Source organism: Dyella thailandensis, from assembly GCF_050749815.1.
Classification (GTDB): Bacteria; Pseudomonadota; Gammaproteobacteria; order Xanthomonadales; family Rhodanobacteraceae; genus Dyella_A.
The window spans coordinates 2035076-2052033 of the sequence record NZ_CP192735.1 but is presented as its reverse complement, the minus strand read 5'-3'; the positions used below and the strand labels follow the sequence as shown (position 1 = coordinate 2052033).

Here is a 16958-nt window from a genome sequence, read left to right as displayed (position 1 = left end):
GGGGCGCGCGGTGGCGCATCAATCGGTGCTGGCCGTGCGAAAGGCGCTGCCGGGGGCTTCCGGCCGCAGGTACAGGACCAGCGCGGTACAGACGAGAAGGAATCCGGCGACGGGCGACCACAGGGCGATCGCCGTCGCGGCAGCGAAGGCCAGCAGCGTGCCGGCCGAGCGGCGCCGAGCCATGCGCCGGGCGCGTTCGCACAGTTGCGGTTCGTCGGCTTGCGCAAAGACGTCGCGCTCGAACAGCCGGTAGGCGAGGTTCACGCAGACGAAGACCCCGGCATAGAACGCCACCGGCACGGCCGCCAGCTCGGTGCGTGCGATCCAGGCGGTGGAGAAGGGCACCAGTGACACCGCGAACAGGTGCGCGAAGTTCACCCAGATCAGTCGCGGCGTGGTGCGGCGAACGAGCCGCAGCAGGTGATGGTGGTTGACCCACACGATGGCGATGAACAGGTAACTCGCCGCATAGCTCACCGCCGTCGGCCACAGCGAGCCGAGTGCGCTCAGCGAGGCGCTTTCCGGTGCTCTCAGCTCCAGCACCATCAGCGTGATGATCACGGCGACAACGGCATCCGAAAACGCGCCGACGCGCTCGGTGCCTGCAGATTCGGGTGTCGTATGCATGGCGGCGTTCCCCGTGCGATGGCTACGGCGGCTAGTTCAGTGGGCGAGGGCGTCGCGCTCGTCCGGCGCCAGTGCCGCGGCGTGGACCAACGCCTTCACCCGGTCACTGCGCGAGCCGCCGACGACGGCGCCGGGGTAGGCGCGGCCAGCCGGCACCGCCGGGTCATCGACCCGCTCCAGGGCGGCCACGTCGTCGGCGCAGGCTGTGAAGGAAATCGGTGAAGTAACCGTCTTTATGACGTTTTGGCGGACTTGATGGGCAATCTTGCTCCAGCTCGAGCCATCGGCCCAGGCTCTGTGCATCCATGCGGCCGTATTCACGTTCGTCGCCATGACTTGCCCTCCATCCGGCCTGTTACGGGGGGCAGCCATGACCGACGCTGCGTCGCAGCCGTAACTTGATAAATATTGTTATGGAGGTTATTTCCGCCATTCGTAACTTGTCAACATCATTTTTGATGGTTACCGTTGCGGCCATGGAGGTGACCCGTGACCTTGTTGATGCCTGCGCTCTTTGTGGCCGATGCCCCCGGCCTGGATTTCCTCAATTCCGTCGCCACGCCGGTGGACAGGCCGCTGGACTGGCTTGCCGATGGCGAAGGCCTGCTTAACTGGCTTGGGCAAGCCGCACTGGTGCCGCACGAGGTGCTCGAGCGTTTCCGTAAGGAGGCGATGCCGGGCGAACTGGATCGCGTCGCCGCGCAGGCACGCGATCTGCGCGAGTGGTTTCGCGGCTTCGTGCGGGCGCACAAGGGACGGCCGCTGACCGCCGAGGCGCTTGCGGAACTGGCGCCGTTGAACCGGCTGCTGGAGCGCGACGAGCTCCATGAAGTGGTCGGCCCCGCCACGGAAGCGGCGCACGGGCTGTCGCTGCAGACCGTGCGCCGGTGGAAGTCACCTGAGTCGCTGCTGCTGCCGATCGGCGGCACGCTGGCGCGCTTGCTGACCGGCGAAGACTTCGCCTCCGTCAAGGCCTGCGAAGGCCCGAACTGCACCTTGCTGTTCGCCGATCACACCCGGGCGCGCAATCGCCGCTGGTGCAGCATGGAGCTGTGCGGCAATCGCGCGAAGCAGGCCGCGCACCGCCAGCGGGCGCGCGAGCGCCGGTGAGGCCGGATCAGTAGGCGACGGTGATGCGCCGGTTGGCGGCGTCGCGTCGTTCCAGCCGGTCCAGCAGGGCGACGGCGTAATCGGCAATGGAAATGCGGCTGTGGCCGCTCGCATCCACCAGCAGCTGTTCGCCGCCGACGCGGTACGCGCCGGTGCGTTCGCCCGGTTCGAGCAGCGCTGCCGGACTCACGTACGTCCATTCCACCGGCCCGCGGTAAGCGCGGAACACCTCCAGCGCTTCGCCTTGTGCCTCGGCTTCCGGGCGCCAGGCGGCGGGAAAGTCGGGGGCATCGATGACGCGCCGTCCGGGCGCGACCTCGAGCGAGCCGGCGCCGCCGACCCAGGCCAGCCGCGTGATGCCGGCGTCGCCCAGATGGTCCAGCAGGGTGCGGGCGTAAGCCGGCACGCGGCTGGCGTCCTGATCGCGTCGGGCCGAGAGGCTGGCGATGGCGGCATCGCTCCCGCGGGCCGCGTCGGTCCAGCTGGCAGGGCGACTCACGTCGCCGGTGACGACTTTCAGGTGGTCATGCCGCTGCGGCAGGCGGGACGGATCGCGCACCACGGCAGTCACCTCGTGGCCGCGGGCGAGCGCTTCATCCAGGAGGCTTTGGCCGATGTGGCCGGTGGCGCCGAACAATACGAGTTTCATGGGTTCTCTCCGGTGGTAGGTAGCGCGCAGCATGCGCTTCGGATTGGTGGCGATAAACGGCATCCGATGCAATTCACTGTAAAGTTGAAATTGACAGTGAAGGAGGTGGTCGATGCGCGGCGATCGGGCGGATCAGGTCAATCTCAACCGGCTGGCGGTGTTCGCGGCCGTAGTGCGGGCCGGCTCGTTTACCGCGGCCGCCGGCGCATTGGGCATGACCAAGGCGATGGTCAGCCAGCACCTGGCGAAGCTGGAGCGCGAGCTCGGTGTGACGCTGCTGGTGCGCAGCACGCGACGCATGTCGCTGACCGAGGCCGGCACCACCTTTCATGCCGACTGCGAGCGCCTGCTGGCCGAAGCGGAAGCGGCGATCGAGCGCGTCGGTACGGCGCGCGACCGTCCCAGCGGCACGCTACGGCTCACCGCCTCGCTCGACTACGGCAACGCGGTGGTGGTGCCGCGGTTGGCCAGCTTCATGCGCCGCTATCCGGCGGTGCAGGTCGACCTGGTGTTGAGCGACCACGTCAGCGACGTCATCGCCGAGCGCTTCGACCTCGCCATCCGCGGCGGCTGGCTGCGCGATTCCAATCTGCGTGCGACGCGGCTGGGCGGCTTTCGCCAGTTGCTGGTGGCGGCGCCAGCGCACTTGGACGAGCACGGCACGCCGCGCCGGGTGGACGAGCTTGCCGGTCGTGCTGCGATCGCGATGTCCGCGCTATCGCAGCCCTTGCGCTGGACCTTCACCGGCCGCGGCGGCCGTCGCCAGACGGTGCGTCTGCAACCGGTGGCCCAGGCGAACAGCGCCGCCGCAGTGCGCGGCCTGGTGCTGGCGGGCGTCGGCATCGCCGTGCTGCCGGACTATCTGGTGGAGGACGACCTGCGCGCCGGCCGGCTGGTCGCCTTGCTCGCAAGCTTGCGACTCCCCGAGGGCGGCATCCATGCGGTTTATCCAGGGCCGCGCGCGCCGGCCAAGGTGCGCGCCTTCATCGATCACTTGCAGGCGGCGGAGGGGTGAGCGAGGCGGGCTTCGCGGAGCGCCATCGCCGCTGCCCGTTGGAGCCGCGATGCTCTTATTCCCACAAAAGGAAATCCCCCTCGAAGCCGTCACACCCACAAAAAGAAATCCACCCTCACAGCCGTCATTCCCGCGTTCGCGGGAATGACGTCGAGGTGGGCGTGCGGGCCTCGCTGTTCATGCCAGATCCGATGTCTACGAATCGACGGCTACACCGCACTCGAGCACTCACTCCACCACGTTATGACTCTCCGCCGTGCCCAGCAGCTCCGGCTGCGCCGGTTCGCGCGCGTCGCGGTGCAGCAGTGGATGGATGAACACCGCGCCGATGATCACCGCCACGCCCACGTAGAACCACGCGTGCAACTCGCGCTGCTCGCCGAGCAGCACAATCGCCAGCACAATCGAATAGACCGGCTCCAGGTTGGTCACCATCTGCACGCCGAACGCACTCAGGTGGCGCAGCGCCACCAGCGCCAGCGCGAAGGGCAGCAGGGTGCAGCCGAAGCTCAGCGCCAGCAGCAACAGCGTGTCGTGCAGCCCCGGCACCGCGAAAGCGCTACCGGCATGCGGCAGCAGCGGGCCGAGCAGGGTAAGGAACAGCGTGCCGGTGCCCAGTTCCAGGCAGGTGACGGTAAGCGGATCGCCGTGGTCCACCAGCCGCTTGTTGAACGCCCCGAACAGCGCCACGAACAGTGCCGACAGCGCACCCACCGCAATGCCCATGCGCATGCCGTGCGGCACGCCACCCACCACCATCGCCACGCCAGGCACCACCGCCGCGGCGATCACGAGCTCGCGCGGGTCGAACCGCCGCCGCGCGATCCACGGCTCGATGAAGGACAGAAACACCGGCCCCAGCGCGATGCAGGTGGCGCCCACCGAGGCGTTGGACAGCTTGATCGCGCCGTAGAAGGTGAGCCAGTGCAGCGACACCAGCACGCCGATGCCCGCATACGACCAGCGCAACCGCGCCGGCATCGCGCGCAGTCCGCGCCACACCCTGGGCACCAGCAGCAGCGAGCCGGCCACCAGCAGCATGCGCCACCACACCAGCGGCAGCGCCGGCAGCGAGATCAGCTTGCCGAGAATGGCGGTGAAGCCCCACAGCAGGACACAGAAGTGGATCTGCAGGCGGGCCTTGCTGACGGGCTGCATGGGTCACGAGGGCGCGGGGAAGGTGCGCCATTCTAGTGGTGCGCCGGGACTTATTTCGCGCGCTGCTTGGTCGGCTCGCTCACCTTCAACTTGCCCGCGCTGCGCAGCTGCTGCAGTACCACCTGGCAGGTGTTCTCCGGTTGGTCGTGGTTGGGCGAGATCAGCGCCAGCAACGCGGCGGCGGGGGCGGCGACGGTGCCCAGCGCCACCGCGCCGCCGGCACGCAGCGCCAACGGGCCGGCCTGCACGCCCACGTCCGGATCCTTCAGTGTGCCGCGCACGTACAGCGGCGAGCGCAGCGACAGGATGCGCAGGCCCTTGGTCTGCGGCTTCACGTCCAGGTCGAGCTTTTCGTTGCTCATGTTGACCGTGCCGTCGACGTTGATCACCGCGTCCTTGGTGTCGAATACGAACAACTGCGTGCGGAACAGGCCGTCGGTGGCCTTGAGGTCGGTGGCGGCGCAGTTGATCTCCACCGTGCGATCGCCGAACAGCTTGCCGAGGATGATGTTGCCCACGTTGAGCCCGGCGGTCTCCAGCAGGTTCTTGCTCACCGCGCCATCGTTCATCAGCAGCTTGAGTTCGCCGTCGGCGCTGCCCAGCAGCGCGGCGACGGAATTGCCCTTGGCGTCGAGATCGGCGCGACCGTTGATCTCGCCCAGGCTCGTGCGCATCGCGTCGAACTCGGGGAACAGCGCCTTGAGCTTGATGTGGCGTGCATCGAGCTGTATCTGGCCGGGCATCGGCGAGTGGCTGCCGTCGAGCACCAGGCGACCGTCGACCTTGCCGCCGGCCAGGCCGAAGGCAAGCGGATCGAGGGTGAGCTTGCCGGCGTCCATCACCAGGTGCGTGGACAGCGAATCGATCGGCAGCGCCTTCACGTGCTCGATGTGCTTGGCTGCAAACGTCACGTCGGCGTCCATCGCCTGCCAGCGGTCGGTGCGGAACTGCTCCACCGGCAGCGCCTTGCCGGCCGGCTGCGGTGTGCCGTCACCGCGCTGCTTCTTCTCGCTGTTGTCGTCGGCGCCAATCAGCGGGGCCAGGTCGCTGAACTCCAGCGTCTGCGATTGCATATCGCCGGTGAGCTTGGGGCGCGCGCCGCCGGTGGAGAAAGTGAGATCGCCGGACAGATCGCTCGAGCCCACCCGGCCACGGAAATGCCGATAGCGGAACTGGTTGCCGTGGTCACCAAGCGTGGCGCTCAGGCGGCCGCGGGTGGCGTAGGGGCGGGTGTCGGGCAGGGTTACGCCGAGCAGCGGATAGAGCTTGGCCATGCTGGTGCCGGCAAACCACAGGTGCAGATCGAGCGCGCCCAGGTGCAGCGGATCGGTCAGCGTGCCGGCCAGGCCGATGTGCGTGTCGCCCACCTGCACGCGCGCCTGCACCGGAAACGGCCGGCTGCTGCTCTGCAGGGCCAGCACCGCGCCGATGCGGCCGGTGCCCTTGGCCACCGCGCCCTGGTAATGGCCGCTGGCGGTCCAGCGGAACTGGTAGCGCGTACCGCGCGCTGCCTCATCCGGCTTCTGCTCGCGGTCGTCCTTGCTGGCCGCAGCCCGGGCGACCGCCTTGCTGGCGGCGGCGCCCACGGTGTCCCGGGCCTGCGCCTGGGCGGCCTTGTCGTTCTCGGCCACGATCTGCTCGTAGGGAATCGCCTGCTGCAGCGGCTCCACTACGATCTTCAAGTCGGTACGGGTAGCGGCGTCGTCCAGGCCGATGCGGCCCTGGTCGAAACCCACCTCACCCAGCTGCAGCGACCAGCTTGATGGCTTGTCGCTGTGCGGCAGCGTGAAGGTCCAGTTGTCACGGCCCTTGCCGTCGCGCTCCAGATCGATCGATGGCTGTACCAGCTGCAGCGACGGCACCTTGATGCGGTGGGCCAGCAGCGGCAGCGGCGAGAGCCGGAAGCGCAGCGCATCGAGCTGGGCGAACTGCGGTTGCTTGGCCCACGCCGGGTTGCCGATGGTGATGTCACGCGCGGTGAACTGCGGCCACGGCAGCCAACTGCGCCAGCCCGATTCGCTGCGTTCGCGATGCCACGCCAGGCTCAGGTCGCCGTGGATGGTGAACGGCCGTCCGATCGCCTGGCTGACCTTGTCATCGATGAACGGCTTGAGGCGGTTCCAGTCGAACAGCGCCACCACCAGCACCAGCACGGCTAGCAGCGCCACCAGCGTGCCGACGATCCATGCGATGACCTTGCTTCTGCGTTTCATCCGATGCCTCCCGTTGCGTGGATGCCGCGGCCCGCATCGGGCGGAACGACGGTTACGGGATAGCGGTTGGCACGAAAAGATTTCGTGCTCGCGCCGTGCACGGCCTCAGCCGCGATTCATCGCGAGGCGGCCGCCGCCGCTGTTACGCAGCGGCTTTCCAGTAGCCGGTGGCCTTGATGCAGTCCTTCGTCACGCCGCGCTCGGCGAGCATCTGGCGCAGGCGCCGGGCGCGCTCGGATTCGGCGGCGATCCAGTGGAAGGTGTCACCCGCGGGCGGGTGCCACGCGGCCAGCGCCTGTTCCAGGCTGGTGCTGGTAGCGGCGTCGGCGCCGTCGCGTACTAGCCAGGTGAGACGTAGCTCGGCCGCTGAAGCCAGCGGCTGGCGATCGGCGTGTTCAGGGATCTCCACGAACACCTCGGCGCGCTTGCCGGCGGGCAGTTCCTCCAGCCAGCGGCCGATCGCGGGCAGGGCGGTTTCGTCGCCGAACATCGCGTAGGTATCGAAGTCCTCGGCGATCACCAGCGAGCCGCGCGGGCCTCCCGCGCCGATCGTCTGCCCCGGCCTTGCCTGCGCCGCCCAACCGGCGGCCGGGCCGTCGCCGTGCAGCACGAAGTCGATGGTCAGCTCCTGCGCGAGCGCGTCGTAGTGGCGGGGCGTGTAGTCGCGCATCGGCGAATAAGCCACGCCCGCCTCGTACAGCGGCCCGTTCGGGCCGACCGTCGGGCGCACGATCTCGCCATGGGCATTGGGGAAGAACAGCTTCACGTGATCGTCCGGCGCGGCGCTGACGAAATCGTGCAGCGCCGCGCCGCCTAAGACGATGCGCCGCATGTGCGGCGTCAGCGTCTCGACGCGCCGGACCTCCAGTTGGCGGAACGCCAGCGGGTGACGTAGCGAGAGATGGGTATGCATGGGCATGCGCGAGCCGTTACGCCTCGTTGCCACCGGCGATCTCGCTGGCGGCACGCGCCAGGATCTTCGCCACGCGCTGGCCTTCGGCCTTGGTCCAGTCGGTGCCGCGCATCAGCAGCGCGTGCTTGAGCGCGTGCATCGCCTTGTGCACGTTTTCCGGCATCGCAGCGCGCGCGGCCATGCGCGCGCTGTGGCGGGTCTGCTCCATCACCGCTTCCACCGCCTCGCGGTTCTCCTCGACAAAGGCGCGGCCCTCGTCGGTGATCGCGTAGCTCTTGCGCCCGCCGGCTTCCGGCTGCACCGCGGCGTGGCCAATTTCCTCCAGCATGGTGAGGGTGGGGTAGATCGCTCCAGGGCTGGGCGAGTACTGGCCGTTGAACATCTCCTCGATGATGCGGATCAGCTCGTAGCCGTGCCGCGGCTGCTGTTCGATCAGCGCCAGCAGCAGCAGGCGCAGGTCGCCATGGCCGAACATCCGCCCGCCACCACCCCGGCGCCCGCCGCCGCGCAGGCCGCCCATATCGCCCAGCGCATCGCCGCGGTCGCCGCCGAACGGACCACCGCGCCAGCCGTGGCGGCCTGCTTCAAGGGTGTCGTGGTGCCGGTGATGGTGGTGCGCGTGATGGTCGAAGAAGCGTTCGCGCCACATCGCGAAGCGCTCGCTGCGATCGTCGCAGTGGTGGTCGTGGTGCCCGGCGTGCCCGCCACCGAAGAAGCGCTGATGGAATCGCATGATGTATCTCCGATATATCGTGATTGACGAGCAAAAGATATATCGCAAGAATATCGAAAGACAAGCCCCGCGATCGCCATGTTCGTCCGCTCGCGGGCATGCGTCACCGTCACTCCCTAATGTCCGCGCCGTGGCAAGCTGCCACCGGACGCTCGCCAAGGACCGCCGATGCCACCCCCGCACACCCCAGGCGCCAGCCCCGCTACCGGCGGCCGCCGCCACGCACCGCCGCCCCCGCCGCAGAGCCTGCGCGAACGCTTCGCCGCGCTGCGCAACGTGCCGCCGTTCCTGGCCAGCATCTGGCAGACCAGCCGCTCGCTCACGCTCGCCAGCGTGGCGCTGCGCCTGCTGCGCGCGCTGTTGCCGGTGGTCACCTTGTACGTGGGCAAGCTGATCGTCGACGAGGTGGTGCGGCTGGTGCGCGCCGGCGTGCCGCATGCCGACATCGCCGCGTGGCTGCACGGCGGCGAGCTGGCGCACCTGGCGCTGCTGCTGGGGCTGGAGTTTGCGCTGGCGGTGCTGGCCGACCTGCTCGGCCGGCTGGTGGCGCTGGTCGACTCGCTGCTCGGCGAGCTCTACGCCAACACCACCTCGATCCGCCTGATGGAACACGCCGCCTCGCTGGATCTGGAGGACTTCGAGGACGCCGACCTGCAGGACCAGCTCGACCGCGCGCGCCGCCAGGTAGCCGGGCGCGGCAGCCTGCTCTCCCAACTGCTGCAGCAGGCGCAGGACGTGATCACCTTGCTGAGCTTCGCGGTGGGTCTGGCGGTGTACGCGCCATGGCTGATCGTGCTGCTGGCGGTGGCGCTGGTACCGGCGTTCCTGGGCGAGTTCCACTTCAACGCGCAGAGCTACGCGGTGAACTACCAATGGACACCGGAGCGGCGCGAGCTGGATTACCTGCGCATGGTCGGTGCCAGCGCCTCGAACGCGAAGGAGGTGAAAAGCTTCGGCCTCAACCCGTTCCTGATCGAGCGCTACCGCGTGCTGTCGCAGGACATGTACCGCGCCAACCGCCGCATCGCGCTACGCCGTGCCGGCTGGGGCGGGCTGTTCACCACGCTGGGCACGCTGGGCTATTACGCCGCCTACGCGTTCATCGCCTGGCGCACGGTCACCGGGCAGTTCTCCATCGGCGACCTCACGTTTCTCTCCACCTCGTTCCGCCGCCTGCGCACGCTCTTGGAAACCCTGCTCACCGGCTTCTCACAGGTGGCCGGGCAGGCGCTGTACCTGGACGACCTGTTCTCGTTCTTTCGCATCCAGCCGGAGATCCTCTCGCCACCGAACCCGCGCCCGTTCCCGCGGCCACTGCGCGAGGGCTTCGTGTTCGAAGACGTGGGCTTTCGCTATCCCGATGCCGAGCGCTGGGCCGTGCGGCATTTGAACTTCACCCTGCGCGCGGGCGAAGTGCTGGCGCTGGTGGGCGAGAACGGTGCCGGCAAGACCACGCTGGTGAAACTGCTCTCGCGCCTGTACGACCCGGACGAGGGCCGCATCCTGCTCGACGGCCACCCGCTCACCGAGTACGACCTGGAAGACCTGCGCCTCAACATCGGCGTGATCTTCCAGGACTTCGTGCGCTACTACTTCAACGCCGCGGACAACATCGCCGTGGGCCGCATCGAGGCGCGTGGCGACGAGCCGCGCATCGCCGATGCCGCCCATCGCAGCCTCGCTGACCAGGTGATCGCGCGGCTGCCCAAGGGCTACGCGCAGATGCTCGGCAAGCTGTTCAAGGGCGGCGTGGATCTCTCCGGCGGCGAGTGGCAGAAGATCGCCATCGCCCGCGCCTACATGCGCGACGCGCCGCTGCTGGTGCTCGATGAACCCACCGCCGCCCTCGACGCGCGCTCGGAGTACGAGGTGTTCCAGCGCTTCAAGGAGCTCTCGCACGGCAAGACCGCGGTGATCATCTCGCACCGCTTCTCCACCGTGCGCATGGCCGACCGCATCATCGTGCTGCAGCACGGCGCCATCGAGGAGGTCGGCACCCACGAGGAACTGCTCGCCGCCGGCGGCCACTACGCCGAACTGTTCGAGTTGCAGGCGGCCGGCTACCGCTGATCGGCGGTCGGCCGGGAGGCGCCGGCACGGCCGCCATCCGTAAAGTTTTGCCGCCAGCGACCGACATCCGGAGACAACACCCGGTTTCCGACGCCTATCGGCAACCGGGGTAGCGCCGCGCCATGGGGCCGGCGCATCGTCGCAGCAGGACAGGGGCGTCTCATGCGCGTGTGGCTGGTACCGCTGAAAACCCGCATCGAATCGCTGGCGACGGAGTTCGCCGGCCGGTTCCCCGGTGCCTTTGCGCTGGAGCCGGGCAAGGTGGTCGCTATCGGCGGTCGCGACACGCCCGTGCTGCTCAGCGGCGGCCAGGCGCTGAACCTGGACTTCTCCCGCCCGGACGCCTTCACCGCCGAACGCGGCGCCACCGCCACGGTGTTCGTTCGCAGTGGCGACGACTTCGTGCGCATCACCACCTCGGTGAAGAAGAAGGACGGCGGCCGCGCGGTCGGCACGCTGCTGGATCGCTCGCACCCGGCGTGGGTGAAGCTGCAGGCCAAGCAGTCGTTCACCGGCTACGCGACGATCTTCGGCACCCAGTTCATGACCCGCTATGACCCGGTGCTCGACGTCCGCGGCCAGGTGATCGGTGCGCGCTACGTGGGCCTGGACGTGAGCCACATGCGCAGCCTCGGCATGCCGTGGCGCCTCGCGCTCGCCACCGCCGCCGGCAACGCGGCGATCTGGCTCGCGTTGTGGCACCTGCTGCCGGGCGAGCACACGCGCGCCGTGGCGGGCATGGCGCTGCTGGCGTGCGTAGCGGTGCCGGCGATGGTGTGGGCGCTGGTCCGGCGCAACATCAGCGGCCCGATGAGCGAATGCCGCAGCGCCGCCGGCAAGATCGCCGCTGGCGACCTCAGCGCCCAGGTGCCGGTGGATCGGCGCGACGATATCGGCCAGCTGCTGCAGGCGATCAACGGCATCAGCGTCGGCCTCGCCGACGTGGTGACCCACGTGCGCCAATCCAGCGACGGCATCCACGGCGCCACCGGCCAGATCGCCGCCGGCACCGCCGACCTCTCGCACCGCACGCAGGATCAGGCCGCCTCGCTGGAAGAAACCGCTGCCGCGATGGAGGAACTCACCGCCACCGTGCGCCAGAACGCCGACCACGCGCGCGAAGCCGATGCGCTGGTGTCCTCCGCCGCCCGCCTGGCGAAGGAAGGCGGCGAACTGGTGGCTCAGGTGGTCACCACCATGGGCGACATCAAGGCCAGCTCGCAGCGCATCGAAGACATCGCCGGCATGATCGACGGCATCGCCTTCCAGACCAACATCCTCGCGCTCAACGCCGCCGTGGAGGCGGCCCGCGCAGGCGAACATGGCAAAGGCTTTGCGGTGGTCGCCACCGAAGTGCGCGGCCTGGCCCAGCGCGCGGCCACCGCCGCGCGCGAGATCAAGGAGCTGATCGGCGCGGCCGTCGCCACCGTCGATACCGGTGCCGCGCTGGTCGATCGCACCGGCGATACCACCCGCCGCATTGCCGACGCCATCCAGCGCTCCGCCGGTCTGATGAGCGAGATCGCCGCCGCCAGCGAAGAGCAGAGCAAAGGCATCCAGGAAGTGGGTGCGGCCGTCAGCCAGATGGACGAAGCCACCCAGAGCAACGCCGCGCTCGTCGAAGAATCCGAAGCCGCCGCCCGCAGCCTGCAGGAGCAGGCCGAATGCATGCGCCAGGCGGTGTCGGTGTTCCGCACCGCGGATCAGGTGGTGCGCGCGCTGTAGTAGCCGCGTGCTCCATTGCTGTCGGGCTGCCCGCTCACTTGGGGCCTCAGGCGAAGCTTTGCTCTTCTCCCTCTCCCCCCGACGGGGGGAGAGGGTCGGGGTGAGGGGGCTGGGTGCTCGCCTCAGGACTGCAACCAAGCAGCGCACTTCGTGCGTTCCCTTTACCCCAGCCCTCTCCCCCGCAAGCAGGGGAGAGGGAGCGCAGCGGGTGCGTGCTTCGAGGATGGTCGGTTTCGCCTGTCGCGGATTCCGCAGCGCCACGTGCGGCAAAGAGGGGTCACGTAAAGCCGCCTTTTGCTCCATGCATCAAGCGAAGCCGCGCCTTGCTCCCTCTCCCCCCGACGGGGGGAGAGGGTCGGGGTGAGGGGGGCCGGGTGCTCGCCTCAGGACTGCAACCAAGCAGCGCACTTCGTGCGTCCCCCTCACCCCCAGCCCTCTCCCCCGCAAGCAGGGGAGAGGGAGCGCAGCGGGTGCGTGCTTCGAGAATGGTCGGTTTCGCCTGTCGCGGATTCCGCAGCGCCACGTGCGGCAAAGAGGGGTCACGTAAAGCCGCCTTTTGCTCCATGCATCAAGCGAAGCCGCGCCTTGCTCCCTCTCCTCCCACCGGGGGGAGAGGGTCGGGGTGAGGGGGGCGGGTGCTCGCCTTAAATCGGCAACCAGGCAACGCGCTACGCGCATCCCCCTCACCCCAGCCCTCTCCCCCGCAAGCAGGGGAGAGGGGGCAGCGCGGGTGCGTGCTTCGAGGATGGTCGGTTTCGCCTGTCGCGGATTCCGCAGCGCTACGTGCGGCAAGGAGGGGTCACGTAAAGCCGCCTTTTGCTCCATGCATCAAGCGAAGCCGCGCCTTGCTCCCTCTCCTCCCACCGGGGGGAGAGGGTCGGGGTGAGGGGGCCGGGTGCTCGCCTCAGACCATCAAGCGAAGCCGCGCTAAGCGCATCTCCTCCCACCCGTCCACCGATCAAGTCGAGGGCCGGCACTCCCCCTCACGCAAGGGAGCAAAAGCGCCAGCTCACTTCGATCCATTCTGTTGCAGCGAACCAGCAGCCTGGCTCGCCCTGCCGCCGCCTCACTTCCCCGCCACCGCCCGCGTCGGCACGCTGATGCTGCACAGATCGATCTTCCCGGCTGGCCGCGTATAGAACGCATCAACACGGTTGCGCTTGGCCTCGATCAGCGCGGCAAAGCTCCGGCTATCCGTACGCAGCACCTCCACAGCCGGCCGCTGCGCCGCCGGCAGATCCGCGGCCAGCGCCACCGACACGATCGCCGTACGCTGCTCCGGCTTCTCGTAAAAGCCCAGCGGCCCGATGCCACGGGGCAGGCCGGAGAGATACTCCATGCCCTCGAGCACCCGTCCGGCCACCGCCAGATTGCGGTCCAGCCCGCGCGGCGCCTGGCCGATGATTGCGTACAGCGAACTGCCGCTGCCGGTGTTCGGCGCCACGTCGCGCGCCACGCCCACCGTGCCGTAGCAGTGGGTGATCCACTCCTCCTTGCTGGCCGGGTCGCGTGCCACCGGGAAGCCCTCGGAGAAGCCCACCTGCGGCGCGTACACGTCGCCGTCCGGCAGCCTGGTGAACTCCAGTTTCGGATCGAGCGGACGGGTGAACTCCGGCGGCAGCGTCTTCTTCGCCGAGCCCAGCGACTTCATCTTCGAGCGGTCCGCGTTGTCGTCGTCGTTCGGGTCACCCCACTGCGTGACGAAGTTGTCCTGCACGCGGATCACCGCCAGCCCGTCGAAGTAATGCTCATGCGCCATCGTGCGGATGTTCGCCGCGTGCAGCGGCGAGAAATCCGGCGCCAGCTCGATCAGCACCCGATGCTCCCCCGCCAGCGTCATCACCAGCAGGTTCTGCGGATCGGGCCTGCGCCACTCCGTCGGCTTCGACGCGGCGAGGATGTCCTTCGGGGTCAGCGAGGGCTTGGGCTTGGCCTGGTCGGCCAGTGCGGGTAGCGAGGCGAGCAGACAAGCGGCGAGGGCGAGGGCAGTCGGGCGAAGGCAGGGCATGGTGGTCAGGTCCGGTGGTGGAGCGAGAGGGGACGTTAGCGTGATATCCCGCGGCGGTCATCCGGGTCTCATGAGGCACGGATCGCCCCCACCGGGGACACCCGCGCGGCGGAACGTGCAGGCCCCCATACCGCCAGCTGGCCCAGCAGCCACAGCAGCAACGCGCCGAGCAGTGGAACGTAGAGCGGCATGTGCGGCAGCGGATAGAGCATCTTCATCAGACCGAGGTTCGCCAGCACCGCCAGCAACACGCCGAGCACTACGCCAGTGCTCACGATCAGGAAGTTCTCCGTGTGGAAGTACCGCAGGATGTCGCCGGTGCTGGCACCCAGCGACCGGCGGATGCCGATCTGCCGGCGCCGCTGGCTGACCCAGAAGCTGCTTAGTCCGACGATGCCACCGGCAGTGGCCAGCAGCAGCGAGCCGCAGACGATGCACATCAGGATCGCCACGCTGCGATCGCTGGCGTAGGTGCGTTCGCGGGTCTGTGCCAGCGTCTGGACGTCCTCCACCGGGTCGATGATGCGTATGTCGCCACGCGCTTCGAGTGCCTTCAACGTCGCGGCGATGATGGGCTGCATGGCCGTATCCTTAGTGCGGACCAGATACATGACGCCTTGCGGATCGACGTAGCGCGCCGGCACCAGCACGTTGTCGCCATCGGCCTCCCGGGTCCAGCTGAGCGGTCCCTGCAGGCGGTCGAGGATGCCGACGATGGCGGACGGCCCGGTCGGCAGGTACACCGTCCGACCCAGCGCCGATCCGGCGGGAAACAGTTTGTCGGCCAGGCTGCGCGTGATGATGCAGCTGGGATAGGCAGCCTTGTCCTCCGGCCCGGTGACGCGGACCTCCTCCGGGTGGAAATTGCGCCCGGCCACCAGGGAGACGCCGAGCGTGTCGAGCGTGTGGTCGTCCGCCATGGAGAGCATGGCGAACTGCGGACGGATAGTCTGGTCGGGCCGAAGCCGCACGCGGGTCGGTAGCGCAGCCACGCTGCTGGCGTATTGCAGCGGCGCCGAATTGCTCGGCGACGCGTCGCGCACGCCTGCCACATGGCGCAGCACGTCGAGGTCGGTACGGATGTCCGCATCGATCTGCGCGGCTTCGCGGCCGATCTTCCACCGGTTGTGGATGACGAACAGGTGGGCCTCGTCGGTTCCGGTGTCGCGCGCAAGGTGAACTACGCGGGTGGCCACGATGAACAGCGCATTGGATGCCACCGCCAGGGTCAGCGCCACCTGCAGCACGATCAGCGTGGTGGCCACTTTGTGCCGGGTCAGCGCGGCCACAATCGGGCGCAGCTGCGTGAGTGTGCGGGTCAATGCCATGTCGGAGCCCTCAGCTGTTGACCTTGATCTGCCAGGCGGGCTGGGTCTGCGCCGCGCGCCAGGTCGGATACAGCGCGGCAACCACGGTGGCCGCGATCGCGACTCCCGCGGTCAGCGCCACCAGAGAGGCGTCCGCATGCACGAGCGCGGCAATCTTCGGTTCGAACAGCCCGCCGGCGCCCCACACGCCCAGCAGAGTCAGTACTACACCGAGGACACCGCCGAGACAGCCCAGCGTGGCACCTTCAATCAGGAACTGCCGGTAGATGGCCGCGCGCGAGGCGCCCAGCGCCCGGCGAATACCGATCTCCGGCGCCCGCCGCATGAAGCGGGCCAGCATCAGGCCAACGACGTTGACCAACACGATGAGCAGGAAGCTTGCAGAGATCAGCATCGACAGGCTCGACGCCTTCGGCGTGATGCGCAGGTACGCCATCCAGTCGGTCAGCCCGGTCAGGCGCACGTTGGGAGCCCAGCCGAAGCGTCCCAGCCGCTGCTGCTCCAGGGCGTAGTTGCGCAGGTAATCGCGGTAGCGCTGGGCATCGGCGGATGTGGCCAGTTCCACCCATGCGGCGATCCGATCGCATTCGCCGTGCAGGTAGGCATCCCAGCCCGTCGTATCCGGCGTTCCGGTCGCCGTGGGGCAGTTGGCGTACTTGCTGTCCTTGTGCATGTCGATCGCCCGAGCGAACGGGATGTAGATGTCGCCCGGGTCGTCGTAGGCCTCGTCGGTGCCCAGGGCGCCCATATCGAAGAAGCGCGGCTTCGGGCGCCAGTCGTCCAGCACGCCGGCAATGCGGAAGGCCTTCCCGTCCAGCCGCAGCTCCTGCCCGACGCTGTCCTGTCCGCCGAACAGCTTGCGGTTGAGGTGCTGGCTGATCACGACCACGTTGGCGCGCTGGTCGTCATCGCTGGTGGACCAACCGCTGCCGTAACGAAACGGCACGTCGAACATCGGGAAGAAATCGGCGGTGACCGCGTCACCCCACAGCGACATCGCCGGCACCGAGCGGTTGTCCGATTCCACCTGCCACCCGGCGGGGTAGAGCAGGGTTTGCCGGCTCGCCTTGTGCGCCTTCCACAACGCCATGGCATCGGCGTAGCTCAGCGTGTTGGGCGGTTGGCCCTGCCAGGTATTGGACGGGCCGACGTTGTCGATCTGCGGCACGTAGAGGCGCGCGGAGCGGGAAGGGAGTGGGTCGCTTGTCGTCGCGCGGAACACCGCATAGGACACCATGCAGGAGGCCACACCCAGCGCCAGCAACACGATCACCAGCGCCGTCAGCGCCTTGCTTCGCGCACTGCTGCGCAAGGCCAGTGCCACGTAGTAGCTCCACATAACGCCCCCTGTAGCGTCGTCCGATGACCGAGGATGCCCGGCGTGCATCACGGGCAAGAGTGCATGTTTT

General features: G+C 68.5%; 15 protein-coding genes. 5 read left to right on the top strand and 10 right to left on the bottom strand.

The annotated features are described in order from the left end of the window. Positions 1-18: 18 nt before the first annotated feature. Positions 19-627, bottom strand: coding sequence for a TMEM175 family protein (locus ACQVBX_RS09495; protein ID WP_431633852.1), 609 nt, complete (start codon positions 625-627; stop codon positions 19-21). A 36-nt stretch (positions 628-663) separates the two neighbouring features. Next, a complete protein-coding gene (locus ACQVBX_RS09490; protein WP_431633851.1) occupies positions 664-960 on the bottom strand; it encodes a hypothetical protein in 297 nt (98 codons plus the stop codon). 168 nt (positions 961-1128) lie between these two features. Here ACQVBX_RS09490 and ACQVBX_RS09485 point away from each other — a divergent pair, with 168 nt between their 5' ends. After that, the gene (locus tag ACQVBX_RS09485) at positions 1129-1737 is read left to right on the top strand and encodes a CGNR zinc finger domain-containing protein (protein WP_431633850.1); all 609 of its coding nucleotides are present in this window, start codon (positions 1129-1131) and stop codon (positions 1735-1737) included. A 7-nt stretch (positions 1738-1744) separates the two neighbouring features. Here ACQVBX_RS09485 and ACQVBX_RS09480 read toward each other — a convergent pair whose 3' ends face one another. Next, positions 1745-2386 carry an NAD(P)-dependent oxidoreductase gene (locus tag ACQVBX_RS09480; protein WP_431633849.1) on the bottom strand — a complete coding sequence of 214 codons (642 nt, stop codon included), beginning with the start codon at positions 2384-2386 and terminating at the stop codon, positions 1745-1747. 112 nt (positions 2387-2498) lie between these two features. On the opposite strand from ACQVBX_RS09480, the gene ACQVBX_RS09475 reads away from it, so the two are divergent. Continuing rightward, on the top strand, positions 2499-3401 hold the full coding sequence (locus ACQVBX_RS09475; protein WP_431633848.1) for a LysR family transcriptional regulator: 903 nt from the start codon (positions 2499-2501) through the stop codon (positions 3399-3401). 228 nt (positions 3402-3629) lie between these two features. Here ACQVBX_RS09475 and ACQVBX_RS09470 read toward each other — a convergent pair whose 3' ends face one another. The 4 genes from ACQVBX_RS09470 to ACQVBX_RS09455 form a co-directional block, all read right to left on the bottom strand. Beyond that, a complete protein-coding gene (locus tag ACQVBX_RS09470) occupies positions 3630-4559 on the bottom strand; it encodes a DMT family transporter (RefSeq protein ID WP_431633847.1) in 930 nt (309 codons plus the stop codon). Between the two features lie 50 nt (positions 4560-4609). Then, positions 4610-6772, bottom strand: a complete 2163-nt coding sequence (locus ACQVBX_RS09465; protein WP_431633846.1) for an AsmA family protein — start codon at positions 6770-6772, stop codon at positions 4610-4612. A gap of 142 nt (positions 6773-6914) precedes the next feature. Next, the gene (locus ACQVBX_RS09460) at positions 6915-7691 is read right to left on the bottom strand and encodes a siderophore-interacting protein (protein ID WP_431633845.1); all 777 of its coding nucleotides are present in this window, start codon (positions 7689-7691) and stop codon (positions 6915-6917) included. A gap of 10 nt (positions 7692-7701) precedes the next feature. Beyond that, complete coding sequence (locus ACQVBX_RS09455) at positions 7702-8160, bottom strand: PadR family transcriptional regulator (protein ID WP_431633844.1); 459 nt, start codon at positions 8158-8160, stop codon at positions 7702-7704. Here ACQVBX_RS09455 and ACQVBX_RS09450 point away from each other — a divergent pair. The 3 genes from ACQVBX_RS09450 to ACQVBX_RS09440 all read left to right on the top strand — a co-directional run bounded on the left by ACQVBX_RS09450 (position 8149) and on the right by ACQVBX_RS09440 (position 12213). Beyond that, the gene (locus ACQVBX_RS09450; protein ID WP_431633843.1) at positions 8149-8445 is read left to right on the top strand and encodes a hypothetical protein; all 297 of its coding nucleotides are present in this window, start codon (positions 8149-8151) and stop codon (positions 8443-8445) included. The two genes, ACQVBX_RS09455 and ACQVBX_RS09450, sit on opposite strands and share 12 nt — an antisense overlap. Positions 8446-8586: 141 nt before the next feature. Then, entirely contained in the window at positions 8587-10488 is a 1902-nt protein-coding gene (locus ACQVBX_RS09445) for an ABC transporter ATP-binding protein (RefSeq protein WP_431633842.1), read from the top strand. A gap of 162 nt (positions 10489-10650) precedes the next feature. Then, on the top strand, positions 10651-12213 hold the full coding sequence (locus tag ACQVBX_RS09440) for a methyl-accepting chemotaxis protein (RefSeq protein ID WP_431633841.1): 1563 nt from the start codon (positions 10651-10653) through the stop codon (positions 12211-12213). Between the two features lie 1066 nt (positions 12214-13279). Here the strand turns inward: ACQVBX_RS09440 and ACQVBX_RS09435 are convergent. From ACQVBX_RS09435 to ACQVBX_RS09425, 3 genes are all read right to left on the bottom strand, one after another. Further along, positions 13280-14221, bottom strand: a complete 942-nt coding sequence (locus ACQVBX_RS09435; protein WP_431633840.1) for a peptidylprolyl isomerase — start codon at positions 14219-14221, stop codon at positions 13280-13282. A 68-nt stretch (positions 14222-14289) separates the two neighbouring features. Next, complete coding sequence (locus tag ACQVBX_RS09430) at positions 14290-15549, bottom strand: ABC transporter permease (protein WP_431633839.1); 1260 nt, start codon at positions 15547-15549, stop codon at positions 14290-14292. Between the two features lie 10 nt (positions 15550-15559). Next, positions 15560-16888: an ABC transporter permease gene (locus tag ACQVBX_RS09425; RefSeq protein WP_431633838.1), complete on the bottom strand. Its 1329-nt coding sequence runs from the start codon at positions 16886-16888 to the stop codon at positions 15560-15562. Positions 16889-16958 lie beyond the last annotated feature (70 nt).